This window comes from Nocardiopsis sp. NPDC101807 (assembly GCF_044766605.1).
Classification (GTDB): domain Bacteria; phylum Actinomycetota; class Actinomycetes; order Streptosporangiales; family Streptosporangiaceae; genus Nocardiopsis; species Nocardiopsis tropica.
Genome location: NZ_JBIWMK010000008.1, coordinates 375105 through 389319, shown reverse-complemented (window position 1 = coordinate 389319; position 14215 = coordinate 375105). Strand labels below are relative to the sequence as shown.

Sequence of the window (14215 nt, the reverse complement as noted above, 5' to 3'; positions counted from 1 at the left end):
GCGGGCGCGATCGTGTCGGGTTCTGCGGGCACGGCCGCGGCCAAGCAGGAGGCCCTGGAGGCCGCCGGGGTCAAGGTCGGCAAAACCCCCAGCGAGACTGCCAAGCTGGTGCGCGAGCTGTTCTAGCACGCGCCCCGGGAGCAGCCCCGACGGGTGACCGCTTCGACGGCTCCGCCCCACCGCCGGTTCGTCCGGAGGGTGGGGCGGAGCCGTTTTCGCGTGTCCGGCTAGTCGAGGGCCCGCGAACCGCCGTCCGGCCTGTCGCGGACGGCCCGCACGGTGGCCACGACCGCGCCCGGGACGAGGAAGACCAGGAGGAAGAACAGCCACGCGAACACGGCGCCGGTGTTGCCGCTGGAGATGGACGGCACCCCCCAGAGCACGAACGCGATCCCTCCCCAGACCACCAGGCCGCCCGTGTGGGGACGGTTGTGGTGGTGGGACGGGCCCTTCCCGTGCTTCCGCCCGGCCGGTGGGCGTCCGGTCCTCCCGGCGGGCGCGGGCGTGTTCCCGGCCCCGACCCCGGGAGGGGCCGGTGCGCCGGGCCGGGACTCCGGGGGCAGGTCCTCGAAGAGCGGGACCAGGTCCGTGTTGACGACGGCCTTCAGCACCGCCCCGGCGCGGGCCCCGTGTTCCTCGGGGTCCAGGCGGCCCTCCTCCAGCGCCGTCCGCAGCCGTTCCAGTGCCTCGTCGCGCTCCCTGTCGGAGAGCCGGTAGCGGTCGGGGTCGGTGCCTGCCATGGGTGTCCGTCCGCAGCGGGGGTGAAACCTGTCTCCTGCAGTACGACGGAGGCCGGACGCCGACGGTTCCACCGGTCCCGCCCCACATGCGCGCACGACACGCGCGGCGGGATACCACGGAGCATTCCGGTCCCTGGCAGCATAAGTCGGGTGAGTACGCCAGGATCTCCCCCCGACCGAGGCCGACCGTCGAAGCGCCCGCGGGCCACCGCCGCGGAAGCCTCCGCACCGGTGACCGCCGACGGGCGCAGGCCCCTCTACGCGACCGGGGGCATCGCCGCGGCCACGGCGGCGGGCAGCGGTCTGGCCGTCATCGTCACCCTCACCATCATCGGCTGGGTGGCCGCGCCGCACGACACCTTCGGCGAGGACATCGTCGACATCCTCCAGGGCGCGGTCCTGGCCTGGCTGGTCGGCCACCACGTGTCGTTCACCGTGCCCGACGGGCAGATCGCCCTGCTCCCGCTCGGGCTGGTCCTGCTGCCGGGCCTGCTGCTGTACCGGTCGGGCCGGTGGCTGGCCCGCTCCTGCGAGATCCTGCGGCTCCGGTACGTGTGGGGGGCGGCGGTGGCCGTGGCCGGCCCCTACGCGGCGATCGCCGGCACGCTGGCGCTGGTGGCGCGCACCGAGGCGATCGAACCCAGCATGCCGCGCGCCCTCGTCATGGGGTTCGCCATCGCCTTCCTCGCCGCGGGGCTGGGGGCGCTGCGCCAGCTGATGCGCGACAAGGGCGTGGCTGCCCGGGACCTGCTGGAGCTGATGCCCGCCAGGCCGAGGTCCCTCCTGGTGGGGATGCTCGCCTCCACCGGGACGCTCCTGCTGGGCGGGCTGCTGCTGTTCGCGGCGGCGCTGGCGGTCGCCCTCCCGGAAGCCGTCGAGACGACGAGGGTGCTGGGTCCGGGCGTGGTCGGCGGGGTGCTGCTGGTGCTCATCCAGCTGGCGTACCTGCCCAACGCGGTGGTGTTCGCGGTCTGCTACGCGCTGGGGCCGGGGTTCGCGATGGGCGCCGGCACCGTCGTCGCCCCGACCGGGGTGTCGGTGGGCGCCCTGCCGGTGTTCCCGATGCTGGCCGCCCTGCCGGACGACGGGGCCGCCCCGGCGGTGTCCCTGGTGGCGCTGGCGCTGCCGTTCGCGGCGGGCGCGGTGGGCGGTGTCCTGACCCAGCGCAGCGCGCCGGACGCGGTCGGCGAGGCGGCCCCCCTGTGGGGGTTCGTGTGCGGTGTGACCACGGGGATCCTGTGCGCGGCCATGGCGGAGATCGCGGGCGGGCCCCTGGGGGGCGAGCGGCTCAGCGAGGTGGGGCCGTCGGCGTGGCAGGTGGGTCTCGTCGCCGCCCTGGAGGTCGGGGTGGCCGCGGCGGTCGCCGCGTGGATCGCGAACTGGTGGTACTGGCGCAAGCTGCGGCTGGGGAAGGGCACGGCGTCGCCCGCTTCCACGGAGCCCGGGACAGGCGCCGCGAAGAAGGGGGCGCGGGCCTCGGGACGGCCGGAGGCCGGACCGCGGCCGGTGGTCGAGCTGCCGCCGGACGTCCCGGTCGGGAAGGGCCTGGCGACGGTGACGCCGCTGCGCCGCCGGGACGGCGGGGGCCCCGGGGAGGAGGCGGCGCCGGAAGCGGAGCCCTCTCCCGCCACCCCGGAGGAGCTGAGGGCGGCCAGGGAGCGGGAGCGGGCCGCCCGGATGGTCGACCGGGACGCCGAGCGCGGCGCGCGCAAGGAGGCCCGCCGGGAGCTGCGCGACCACCGGCGCAGGGAGAGGCGGGAGGCGAAGGACGCCCGCCGCGCCTCCGGCGGTCGCTGGTGGCGGCGGAGGCCGAGTGAGGACGAGGAGATGTACGGCATCACCTACGAGGCGGATCCCGGCGGCGTGGACGCCCCCGGGCACTGACCCGTTCGGCGGTGCCGCACCGGCGGCGGGTCCGGGGGGCCCCCCCGGGGGGGGCCCCCCGGGGGGCGCCCCCCCGGGCCCCCCCGGGCGCCCCCCCCCCCGGGGCGCCCCCCCCCCGGCCCGGCCCCGTGGGGGGCCGCCACCCCCCCGGGGGGGGCCCCGGGGGGGGGGCCCCCCCCGGGCCCCCCCCCGGGGGGGGGGGCCCCCCCGGGGGGGGGGGCGGGCCCCCCCGGGGGGGGCCCCCCGGACGGGAGCCTCCCCGGTCGACGCGTCCGGGACGGCCCCGGCCGGGGCCGCGCCCCGGTGCTACTGGGCCGGGGCGCTCCGTCCCGCTCTCCTGTGCGGCTCGAAGACGCTGTTGACCAGGTCGCTGCACCACTTGAGGAGCTCCAGGTCGCGCAGCGGCTTGCCGCCCAGGCCGCCGGCCTTGGGCACCGGCACCAGCAGGGTCCGCGTCGTCTCCTTGTGCAGGGACTTGGGGTACATCCGCCGCAGCCTCAGCTCCTGCGACTCGCGCAGGTCGACCGGGGAGAACCTGATCTGGTTGCCCTGCATGACGACGTCCGACAGCCCCGCCGACTTGGCGAGCACCCGGAACCGCGCCACCGCCATCAGGTTGTCCACCTGCTGGGGCGGGGGCCCGTACCGGTCGGTGAGCTCCTCGTACGCGGCGAGGATGTCCTCCTCGCTGCCCACGCCGGCGATCCGCTTGTACGACTGGAGCCGCAGCCGCTCGCCCGGAACGTAGTCGTGCGGGATGTGCGCGTTGATGGGCAGCTCGACCCGCGTCTCGATCTCCTCGACCGCGTCCGGATCGCCCTTGAGCTCGGCCACGGCCTCGCCCACCATGCGCACGTACAGGTCGAAGCCCACGCCCGCGATGGTGCCGGACTGCTCCGCGCCCAGGATGTTGCCCGCGCCCCGGATCTCCAGGTCCTTCATGGCCACGTACATGCCCGCGCCCATCTCGGTGTGCTGGGCGACCGTGGCCAGGCGCTCGTAGGCGGTCTCGGACAGCGGCTTCTCCGGCGGGTACAGGAAGTACGCGTAGGCGCGCTCGCGCCCGCGGCCCACCCGGCCGCGGAGCTGGTGCAGCTGCGAGAGCCCGTAGGTGTCGGCGCGGTCGATGATGAGGGTGTTGGCGTTGGGCACGTCCAGGCCGGACTCGACGATGGTCGTGGAGACCAGCACGTCGAAGTTCTTCTCCCAGAAGTCGACCATGACCTTCTCGAGCTGCTGCTCGTTCATCTGGCCGTGCGCGTAGGCCACCCGGGCCTCCGGCACCAGGCGCTTGATGCTCGCCGCGACCTTGTCGATGGAGGCCACCCGGTTGTGCACGAAGAAGACCTGGCCCTCGCGCATCAGCTCGCGGCGGATCGCGGCGGTGATCTGCTTGTCCTCGTAGGGGCCCACGAAGGTGAGCACCGGGTGGCGCTCCTCCGGCGGGGTGAGGATCGTGGTCATCTCGCGGATGCCGGTCAGGCCCATCTCCAGGGTGCGCGGGATCGGCGTCGCGGACATCGCGAGCACGTCGACCTGGGTGCGCAGCCGCTTGAGGGCCTCCTTGTGCTCCACGCCGAAGCGCTGCTCCTCGTCGATGATGACCAGGCCCAGGTCCTTGAAGCGGGTCTCCGCCGACAGCAGGCGGTGCGTGCCGATGACGACGTCCACCTCGCCGCTGCGCAGCCCCTCGCGGGTCGCCTCGACCTCGCCGTCGGTCTGGAACCGCGACATCGGTTTGACGGTGACCGGGAACGACGCGTACCGCTCGGTGAACGTGGACATGTGCTGCTGCACCAGCAGGGTGGTGGGCACCAGCAGGGCCACCTGCTTGCCGTCCTGGACCGCCTTGAACGCGGCGCGCACCGCGACCTCGGTCTTGCCGTAGCCGACGTCGCCGCAGATCAAACGGTCCATCGGGACGGACCGGGACATGTCCTTCTTGACCTCGTCGATGGCCGCGAGCTGGTCGGGCGTCTCCATGTACGGGAAGGCGTCCTCCAGCTCCCGCTGCCACGGGGTGTCCGGACCGAACGCGTGGCCCGGGGAGGCCTGGCGGGCCGAGTACAGGCGGATGAGGTCGCCGGCGATCTCACGGACGACCTTGCGGGCCCGGCTCTTGGCCTTGCTCCACTCGGCGCCGCCCATCTTGGACAGGGTGGGGGCCTCGCCGCCCACGTACCGCGTGACCTCGCCGAGCTGCTCGGTGGGCACGAAGAGCCGGTCGCCCGGCTGGCCGCGCTTGGAGGGCGCGTACTCGATGAGCAGGTACTCGCGGGTGGCCCCCTGGACCTGGCGGCTGACCATCTCCAGGTAGCGGCCCACGCCGTGCTGCTCGTGGACGACGTAGTCGCCCGGTTTGAGCTGGAGCGGGTCCACGGTGCCGCGCCGCCTGCTCGGCATCCTGCGCATGTCGCGGGTGGAGGACTTCTGTCCGGCCAGGTCGGTCTCGGTGAGCACCACCGTGTGGACCGTCCGCAGCAGGAAACCGTGGTCGACCAGCCCGGTGGTGACGGTGGCGACGGCGGGCGGGGGAGGGTCGGCCAGGTCGGAGGCGAGGGCGGCGCCCAGGCCGGCGTCGCGCAGCATCGCGACCAGCCGCTCGGCGGGGCCGTGGCCCTGGGTGACCAGGACGACGCTCCAGTTGTCGTGGAGCCAGCCCTTGATGTCGGCCAGGGCCCGTTCGGTGTCCCCGCGGTAGGACTCGGCGGGTGCGGCGCCGACGACGACGGCGTCGTCCTCCTCGGAGGCGCCCCCCTCGTCGCCCGCGCTGAAGGGCGTGAGGCCCCACCAGGGCAGGCCGAGCCCGGCCGCGGCGGCGCGCAGCTCGGAGACGGACATGTAGGCGGACGCGCCCAGGTCGATGGGGGCCTCGCCGCCGGAGGCGGCGTTGATCCACGAGGCGTCGAGGAACTCGGCGCTGGTGGCCTCCAGCTCCACCGCGCGGGTGCGGATGCGCTCGGGGTCGCAGCCCACCACCATCGCGCCCTCGGGCAGGTAGGTGAAGAGGGGCTCCATGCGTTCGGCGAGCACGGGCGCGAACGCCTCCATGCCCTCGACCGAGACGCCGTCGGCGATCTTGTGCAGGATCTCGGCGAGGGAGGGGTGCTCCTCGGCCAGGGCCCGTGCGCGGTCGCGCACGGTGTCGGTGAGCAGGAGTTCGCGGCACGGCGGGGCGAACAGCCCGGAGGCGGCGCCGGCGCGCGACCCCTCGTCGCCCTCGCGCGGGGCGATGGACCGCTGGTCCGCCACCTGGAAGTAGCGGATGTCCTCGACGGTGTCGCCCCAGAACTCCAGCCGCAGGGGGTGCTCCTCGGTGGGCGGGAACACGTCCAGGATGCCGCCGCGCACGGCCATGTCGCCGCGCTTCTCGACCAGGTCGACCCGGGCGTAGCCGGTGTCGGCCAGGGCCGTGACCACGTCCTCCAGGGACGCCTCGTCGCCGGGGCGGATGCGGACCGGCTCCAGGTCGCCCAGTCCGGCCACGAGCGGTTGCAGGACGCTGCGCACGGGGGCGACGACCACCCTCAGGGGGGTGGTGAGCGGGTCGGAGGGGTCGGGGTGCGCCAGGCGGCGCAGGACGGCGAGGCGCTGTCCGACCGTGTCCGAGCGGGGGGAGAGCCGCTCGTGCGGGAGCGTCTCCCAGGCGGGGAAGAGCGCGACGGAGTCGTCGGGCAGCAGCGAGCACAGGGCGTCGGTCAGGTCCGAGGCCTCGCGCTCGGTGGCGGTGACGGCGAGGACGGGCCGGCCCGCGCCCACGGGGGCGTCGGCGGCCAGCGCGCCCACCATGAAGGGGCGCAGCGCGGCCGGCGCGACGAGGTCGAGGTGGGGATCGAGTCCGCGTCGGGCGGCCTCGATCGCGCTGTGCAGTGCCGGGTCCCTGGAGACGTCGGCGAGAAGTCCAATAAGGCTCATAGCACCAGAAACTGAAAGTGGAAGTGGGTCCGGATCAGGCGGTGGTCGCGGCCTGCACGGTGAGAAGGCGGCTGCGTGAGTGGACGCCCGGCACCCCTCAGACTATCGAGTCCGGAGGTTTCGCGCGGGCGGGGTGTGGACGGAGGCCCTTGCGGCCCGTCCGTACCGCCCCCGTGCGGTATCCGGCGCGGACGGGGCGGTGCACAGTCGGTGGAACCGCTGGTGGGGAGCTTCTATTCCGGCTCCCCGCCGTCCGCGCCGCGCTCCGTGCGACGCGGGCGGGGCCGCCGGGGGCTTCGGGCATACGCTAGAGGCGATTCCCGGGACACCGTAGGAGAGGAACCTCGTGGTGAGTGCGATCAGGCGTGGGAGCGCGCCGGAGGGCGGCGGCGGACGGTCGGGCGCCCCGGTCTTCGTCCCAGGTCCGGACGGCCTCGCCCACCTGGAGCTGATCCTCAACGGCGCCTACCCGCTGCCCGGCTTCATGACACGGGACGAGGCCGCGTCGGTGGAGCGCTCCGGGCGGCTGCCCGACGGCCGCCCCTGGCCGGTTCCGGTCACCCTGGAGGTGCCGGAGGAGCTGGCCGGTGCGGCGGCGCTGACCCTCGCCGACCCCGAGGGCGCGCCGCTGGCCGAGCTGGCCGTCACCGAGCACTGGGAGTCGGGGGGCGTCCACCGCCTGGCGGGGGACGTGGCGCTGCTGCGACCGCCCATGTACGGGGTGCTGCGCAAGCTGCGGTCCTCGCCGGCGGAGGTGCGGGGCCAGCGCGAGCTCGAACCCTCCTCGTCCCGGTCGCTGCTCGCGGTGGTCACCGACCGGCCGCTGCACCACCGGGTCCTGCACCAGATCCGCGCGGAGGCCGACGCGCTCGGGGAGGCCGGGGGCGGCGCCCGCGCCGAGGTGCTGGTGATCGTCGAGACGGGCCTGGAGGACGAGGGCATGGCGACGGCGGTCCTGGCCGCCGAACCGCTGCTGCCCGGCCGCACCGCGTTCGTCGTGTGCACCCTGCCGAGGGGCGCCGCGCGGGCCGAGGGCGCGCTCGGCGGCAGCTGGGGCGTGCGCGACGTGGCGCTGGCCGCGCACGTGGCCGCCGCCTACGGAGCCACCCACATGCTGGCGGTGACCGGTGGGAGCGGGCCGGACGTCGAGCGGGTGATGGCCCGGCGCCCGCCGCTGACGGTCCTGGAGCCGGAGCCGTGGCGCTACGACTCGTCCGAGGGGCTCTGGCAGCCCCTGACCCGCGTGGACCCCGCGCACGCCGTCCCGGAGCCGACGGACGCGGAGGTCGAGGCCGAGCTGGCGCACGGGCGCGAGCTCCCCGCCTGGTTCACCCCGGCCCGCGTGGGCGCCGAACTGGCGCGGTTGCGCCCGGCGCGGACGAAGCGGGGGATCACCGTCCTGTTCACCGGCCTCTCGGGTTCGGGCAAGTCCACGATCGCGCGCGGGGTGTGCGACGGCATCCGCCGGGCGGGGCGCACGGTGACCCTGCTGGACGGGGACGTGGTCCGGCGCATGCTCTCCAGCGGGCTGACGTTCTCGCGGGAGGACCGGGAGCTCAACATCCGCCGCATCGGCTACGTCGCCGCGGAGATCACCCGGCACGGCGGAGCGGCCGTGTGCGCGCCGATCGCCCCGTACGCCGCGGGCCGCGCCGAGGTGCGGGCGATGGTGGAGGAGTTCGGGGACTTCTTCCTCGTGCACGTGGCGACGCCCCTGGAGGTGTGCGAGGCCCGGGACCGCAAGGGCCTCTACGCCAAGGCGCGCGCGGGGGAGATCGCGGAGTTCACGGGCATCTCCGACCCCTACGAGGAGCCCGGGGACGCCGACCTGGTGCTGGACACCGGCGGAGACCCGGCGGAGTCCGTGGCCGAGGTGATGGCGGCCCTGCGCGAGGGCGGATGGCTGCCCCGCTAGGGCGCGGGCGCGCAGGACGAGCAGTGGCAGGACCCCGACAGAGAAGGACCGAGATGACCGACCCCCAGCCGACCGGGCACCGAGTACTGCGCCTGGTGGAGGTGATGGACACCCTGCGCAGGGAGTGCCCCTGGGACAGCTCCCAGACCCACGAGTCACTGGCCAAGTACCTGATCCAGGAGGCCTACGAGACCCTGGAGACCATCGAGGAGGGGGACCTGGCCTCGCTCCGGGAGGAGCTGGGCGACGTGCTGCTCCAGGTGGTGTTCCACGCGGCCGTCGCGGCCGAGCGTCCCGAGGGCGACCCGGCGCGCTTCACGGTGGACGACGTCGCGGACGCGATCATCGACAAGATGACCCGCCGCCACCCGCACGTGTTCGGCGGGGCCGAGGCGGCGGGCGTCGACGAGGTGTGGGCCGACTGGGAGGCCATCAAGGCGGCCGAGCGCGCGGCCAAGGCGGAGGCGGGCGGGAACGGCGCGAAGCCCTCCGTCCTGGACGGGGTGCCGTTCGCGCAACCCGCCGTGCTGCTCGCACACGAGCTCCAGAGGAGGGCGGTCCGCAACGGCTTCCCCGCCGACCTGGTGGGCGACGACGGGGCCGAGGGCGGCGGGCTGTTCGCCGCCGTGGCGGCGGAGGGCGCCCGGGGCCGGGACGCGGAGACGGACCTCCGGGCGGCGTCCCGCAGGTTCGACGCGCGCGTGCGCGCCGCCGAGGAGGCGGCCCGCGCCGACGGCAGGGAGCCCCGCGACCTGTCCGGGGAGGAGTGGCGCTCCTACTGGGACGCGGCCGGCGTATAGCGCCCCTGTCACCCCGGGCGGGTCTCCGGGGGAGGGGGCGGCAGGTCGCGCATGCGGACGGCCTCCGTGGCGGGGTCGCGCTCCGCGCCGCCCGCCCGGGGCCGGCGCGCCGTCTCGCTGATGGTCAGCCAGAGGCCGACGATCACCCAGTTGGCCATCAGCGCCGATCCACCGGCCGACAGGAACGGCGCGGTCATACCGGTCAGGGGGATGATGAGGGTCGCTCCGCCGAGCACGATGAACACGTCGAACGCTGTGAGGAAGGCGTACCCGAGGGCCGTCAGCTTCAGGAACCACTCCCGGGAGCCCAGGGCGATGCGGAACCCCCGCTCGGCCAGGACCAGCAGCAGGAGGAGGACGGCCATCAGGCCGGTGAGCCCCAGCTTCTCGCCCACCGAGACCAGGACCAGGTCGCTGTCGGCGGCGAAGACCTCCTGGACGGCCCCGCCTCCGAAGCCCGTCCCGGTCAGGCCGCCCTCGGCGAGCGCGAACATGCCCTCGACGATCTGGTAGCTGCCCCCGGGGCGGCTGTACACCTCCTCGTCGAAGGGGTCGAGCCAGATGTCCACGCGGTTGCGCACGTGCCCGAACATCAGGTACGCCGCGTACGCGCCCGCCGAGAAGGCGACCAGGCCGATGAGCACCCACGACTTGCGCGCGGTGGCGGCGTAGAGCACCGCCAGGAACGTCCCGAAGAGCAGGAGCGACGTCCCCAGGTCCCTGGTGCCCACGAGCAGGAGGATCGCCAGGCCCCAGCCCACCGCCATGGGCGCCAGGTCGCGTGCGCGGGGCACGCTGAACACCTTGAGGCGGCCGACCCTGACGGTGCGGGTGACCAGCGCCATCACCTCGCGGCGCCGTCCCAGGTACGAGGCGAGGAAGAGGACGAGGAGCACCTTGGCGAACTCCGAGGGCTGCATCGTGAACGGGCCGAGGCCGATCCACCGCCGGGCGCCCAGCACCTCGTGGCCCAGGGGGGACAGCGGCAGCAGGAGCAGGAGCAGGGCGGCCCCGGCGATCACGTACGTGTACATGGTGAGCCGCTGGGGGCGGCGGACGGCGGCCACCGCGGCGGCGCACAGGGCCATGCCCACCAGGGTCCACACCACCTGCCGGTCGGCGTCCCCGTGCTCCCCGGCGGTCGCCGCCCGGGTCGTCTGGATCACCCAGATCATGGTGACGCCGAGTCCGTTCAGGACGGTGGCGACCGGCATGACGACCGGGTCGGCGTAGGGCGCGACCCGGCGCAGCAGGAGGTGGAGGGAGAGGGCCCCGGCGCCCAGGGCGGCCAGGTAGAGGCCGAGCACCGGTTCGACGCCGCCGGTGACGGACAGGGACGCCGTCAGGAGGGTCGCCGCGACCGTCAGGAGCCCGGCCGTGAGCAGGACGAGCTCGGAGCCCCGCCGTGGCACCGGGGGGAGGGCGCCGTCGGCGGCCACCGGTCCGGTCTCGGGGTCGCCCACTGTCGTTCCGCCGTCCACCTCGGGGCGCGGGCGCCCGGGCCGGGCCGCCCGGCCCGGCCGGGTCCTCCGACCCTGAACTATAGGCGGGGGAGCCGTCCCCGCCCCCGAGGCGTGCCGTCCGGGCGGGACGCGCCCGGACGGGCGGGTCGCCCCGACGGGGGCGCGGGCGCGTCCAGCTCCAGGGCCTCGGCCGCCCTCGACAGCCTGGAGTCGAAGCCCCCGACCCGCGACAGCAGCGGGGCCGCGCGCACCAGCGCGTTGCGCACCGCGATGCCCGTCCGGGTCCGCGGGGCCAGGAACCCCAGCCCGGCGTCGGCGATCGCCTGGTTGGCGGCCACGAAAGGCCGCATCCGGGCCTCGTAGGCGGCCAGGGCCGCGGCGGGGGCCTCGTGCCGGGCCAGCTCTCCGGCGAGCACGTGGGCGCCGGCCAGGGCGAGGCTGCTGCCCTGGCCCGACGCGGGGGAGGGGCAGTGCGCGGCGTCGCCGAGCAGGACCACCCGGCCGGCGGACCAGCTGCGGGCCCGGATCTGGGTGACGGAGTCGAAGTAGAAGTCCGGGGCCGCCTCCGTCTCCGACAGGAGGCGCCCCGCCTCCCAGCCCGCCCCGGCGAACGCCTCGCGCAGGAACTGCCTCTGCTCCCCGGCCGGCCTGCGGTCGATCCCCGTCTCCGAACGCGTGGACACCAGGAACATCGCCTTCGCCCCCTCGGCGCGGGGCGTGTGGTAGAGCGCGATCGCCCGCCCGGGGAGGTTGTGCAGCAGGACCTCCCGGTCCAGGCCGAGGTGGTTGGGCACGGTGCAGATGCTGATGTAGGCGTTCAGGAACCTCCGGAACGGACCCTCGGGGCCGAAGGCGAGGGCCCGGGTGGTGGAGTGGAGGCCGTCGGCCCCCACCACCAGGTCGAACACGCGCGGCGCGGCGTGCGCGAAGGACACGTGCACGCCCCCGGGGGCCTGCTCCAGCGCGGTGACCGTGTCGTCGTACAGGTACTCGGTGTACGCCGTGGTGGGCTCGTGCAGGAGCCGTACCAGGTCGCCGCGCAGGAGCTCGCGGGACCGTCCCCCGGAGTCCGTGCGGGCCTGGGCGGGGGTGAAGTCGGCGACGCGGCGCCCGCGCGCGTCGACGAACGACGCCGACGCCATGCCGGTGCCGTGCTCCACGATGCCGTCGAGCACGCCCATGCGCTCGGCGACGTCCAGGGCGACGCCGCGCACGTCGACGGCGTAGCCGCCGGAGCGGGGGGCGGGGGCGCGTTCGACCACGGTCGGCTCGATGCCGTACCGGTGGAGCCAGTGGGCGAGGGCGGGGCCGGCGATGCCGGCGCCGGAGATCAGGACGTTCCGTACGGCTGTCACGGGGGGTTCACGCTCCTTCGGATGGCTTGCGGGACACGTTAGGCAGCTACTTACCGTGCGTCAAGTAACTTACCGGTCGGAAGGTACGGGTTAGACTCGGCGCATCAGGCGGCGAGTGAACAGGAGTGACACGGGTGCCCAGAGCGCAGAGCGACACCAAGGCCGAGATCCAGGCCGCGGCACTGGACCTGTTCGCCCGCAAGGGGTTCGAGAAGACGAGCCTCCGCGAGATCGCCGAGCGCCTCGGCATCACCAAGGCGGCGCTGTACTACCACTTCCCGTCCAAGAACGACCTGCTCAGGTCGCTGGTCGAGCCCCTGGAGAAGGACATGGGCGCCCTCTTCGCCGAGTACGGCGACGATCAGGGCCAGGCCCCGGAGGGGGTGTCCGACCGCGCCCGCGAGCTCCTCGGCGACTACTTCGACATCTGTGTGCGCCACAGCACCCTGCTGGTCGCCGTCCTCAACGACGTCGGCTCCCTGGCCGACGTCGGGCTCATCGACGCCGTCGTGGCCTGGCGGCGCCGGCTCGACCGCCTCCTGGTCGGCCCCGGGCGCGGGACCCCCGCCAGGATGGGCGCGGTCATCGCCCTCGGGGGGATCCAGGACATCTCCGTCATGCTCTCCGCCGAGGAGGCCCTCGCGCACCGGGAACGGGCCCTCGACATCGCCCTGGCGGCCCTGGTGACCGGGATCTCCTCCGAGGACTAGACCGCTTCGGCCGGGTGTCCCCACCTGGGGGCGGGCGGTGTCGCTAGTCTCGTGTCGGGTCCTGAACCAGTGGTCCGAGAATCCCCAAGAGACGGAGAGAGACCGTGGCGTCCATCGAGGCAGTACAGGCGCGAGAGATCCTTGACTCGCGGGGCAACCCGACGGTCGAGGTCGAGGTTCTTCTCGACGACGGAACCATCGCGCGCGCGGGTGTCCCCAGCGGCGCGTCCACCGGCCGGTTCGAGGCAGTCGAACTGCGTGACGGCGGAGACCGCTACGGCGGCAAGGGCGTGGCCAAGGCCGTGACGGCCGTCAACGACGAGATCGCCGACGAGCTCCTCGGCCACGCGCCCGACGAGCAGCGCATCATCGACCGCGCGCTCATCGACCTGGACGGCACCCCGGACAAGTCCCGGATCGGCGCCAACGCCATCCTGGGCGCCTCCCTGGCGGTGGCCAGGGCCGCCGCCAAGGAGGCCGGGCTGCCGCTGTTCCGCTACATCGGCGGTCCCAACGCGCACGTGCTTCCCGTGCCGATGATGAACATCCTCAACGGCGGCGCGCACGCCGACAGCAACGTCGACATCCAGGAGTTCATGGTCGCCCCGATCGGCGCGCCCACGTTCTCCGAGGCGCTGCGCTGGGGCACCGAGGTCTACCACTCCCTCAAGTCGGTCCTGAAGGCCCACGGCCTGGGCACCGGCGTGGGCGACGAGGGCGGCTTCGCCCCCGACCTGGAGAGCAACCGCGCGGCCCTCGACCTGATCGTCGAGGCCATCCAGAAGGCCGGCTACACCCCCGGCGCCGACATCGCGCTCGCCCTGGACGTGGCCGCCACCGAGCTGTTCGACGACGGCGTCTACACCTTCGAGGGCAAGGCCCGCACCTCGGCGGACATGGCCGCGTACTACGCGGAGCTGGTCGACGCCTACCCGCTCGTCTCGATCGAGGACCCCCTCGACGAGGAGGACTGGGAGGGCTGGAAGACCCTCACCGCCGAGCTCGGCGACAAGGTCCAGCTGGTCGGCGACGACCTGTTCGTCACCAACCCCGAGCGGCTCCAGCGCGGCATCCTCGCCGACACCGCCAACTCGCTGCTGGTCAAGGTCAACCAGATCGGCACCCTGACCGAGACCCTGGACGCGGTCGCCATGGCCCAGCGCAGCGGCTACACGGCGATGATCAGCCACCGCTCCGGCGAGACCGAGGACACCACCATCGCCGACATCGCGGTGGCCACCAACGCGGGCCAGATCAAGACCGGCGCCCCGGCCCGCAGCGAGCGCGTCGCCAAGTACAACCAGCTCCTGCGCATCGAGGAGGAACTGGACGACGCCGCCGTCTACGCGGGCGTGTCGGCCTTCCCGCGCTTCGCCAAGCGCGGCTAGTCTGCCCCAGTGCCACGCGAATCCAAGCAGCCGCCCCCAAAGGCC

The 14215-nt window shown here is 74.4% G+C and carries 9 protein-coding genes and 1 pseudogene; 6 read left to right on the top strand and 4 right to left on the bottom strand.

The features are described from left to right. A pseudogene (locus ACIRPH_RS25115) lies at positions 1-126 on the top strand (succinate--CoA ligase subunit alpha); the annotation flags it as partial. 101 nt (positions 127-227) lie between these two features. On the opposite strand, the gene ACIRPH_RS25110 reads toward ACIRPH_RS25115, so the two are convergent. After that, a complete protein-coding gene (locus tag ACIRPH_RS25110; protein ID WP_402918586.1) occupies positions 228-740 on the bottom strand; it encodes a DUF1707 domain-containing protein in 513 nt (170 codons plus the stop codon). A 231-nt stretch (positions 741-971) separates the two neighbouring features. Between ACIRPH_RS25110 and ACIRPH_RS25105 the strand changes: the two genes are divergently transcribed. After that, entirely contained in the window at positions 972-2624 is a 1653-nt protein-coding gene (locus ACIRPH_RS25105; protein ID WP_402918584.1) for a DUF6350 family protein, read from the top strand. 306 nt (positions 2625-2930) lie between these two features. Here the strand turns inward: ACIRPH_RS25105 and mfd are convergent, their stop codons facing one another. Continuing rightward, a complete protein-coding gene (gene mfd / locus ACIRPH_RS25100; protein WP_402918582.1) occupies positions 2931-6539 on the bottom strand; it encodes a transcription-repair coupling factor in 3609 nt (1202 codons plus the stop codon). Positions 6540-6885: 346 nt separating this feature from the next. On the opposite strand from mfd, the gene cysC reads away from it, so the two are divergent. Next, positions 6886-8454, top strand: a complete 1569-nt coding sequence (gene cysC / locus ACIRPH_RS25095; RefSeq protein WP_402918580.1) for an adenylyl-sulfate kinase — start codon at positions 6886-6888, stop codon at positions 8452-8454. Between the two features lie 53 nt (positions 8455-8507). Further along, the gene (locus ACIRPH_RS25090; protein WP_402918578.1) at positions 8508-9254 is read left to right on the top strand and encodes a MazG family protein; all 747 of its coding nucleotides are present in this window, start codon (positions 8508-8510) and stop codon (positions 9252-9254) included. 8 nt (positions 9255-9262) lie between these two features. Here ACIRPH_RS25090 and ACIRPH_RS25085 read toward each other — a convergent pair whose 3' ends face one another. Then, positions 9263-10717, bottom strand: coding sequence for an FtsW/RodA/SpoVE family cell cycle protein (locus ACIRPH_RS25085; RefSeq protein WP_402918577.1), 1455 nt, complete (start codon positions 10715-10717; stop codon positions 9263-9265). Between the two features lie 77 nt (positions 10718-10794). Then, positions 10795-12072 carry an FAD-dependent monooxygenase gene (locus ACIRPH_RS25080; protein ID WP_402918576.1) on the bottom strand — a complete coding sequence of 426 codons (1278 nt, stop codon included), beginning with the start codon at positions 12070-12072 and terminating at the stop codon, positions 10795-10797. A gap of 134 nt (positions 12073-12206) precedes the next feature. Here ACIRPH_RS25080 and ACIRPH_RS25075 point away from each other — a divergent pair, with 134 nt between their 5' ends. Both ACIRPH_RS25075 and eno read left to right on the top strand, forming a co-directional pair. Continuing rightward, the gene (locus tag ACIRPH_RS25075; RefSeq protein ID WP_402918574.1) at positions 12207-12782 is read left to right on the top strand and encodes a TetR/AcrR family transcriptional regulator; all 576 of its coding nucleotides are present in this window, start codon (positions 12207-12209) and stop codon (positions 12780-12782) included. Between the two features lie 104 nt (positions 12783-12886). Further along, positions 12887-14170, top strand: a complete 1284-nt coding sequence (eno, locus tag ACIRPH_RS25070) for a phosphopyruvate hydratase (protein WP_402918573.1) — start codon at positions 12887-12889, stop codon at positions 14168-14170. The last annotated feature ends 45 nt before the right edge of the window (positions 14171-14215 follow it).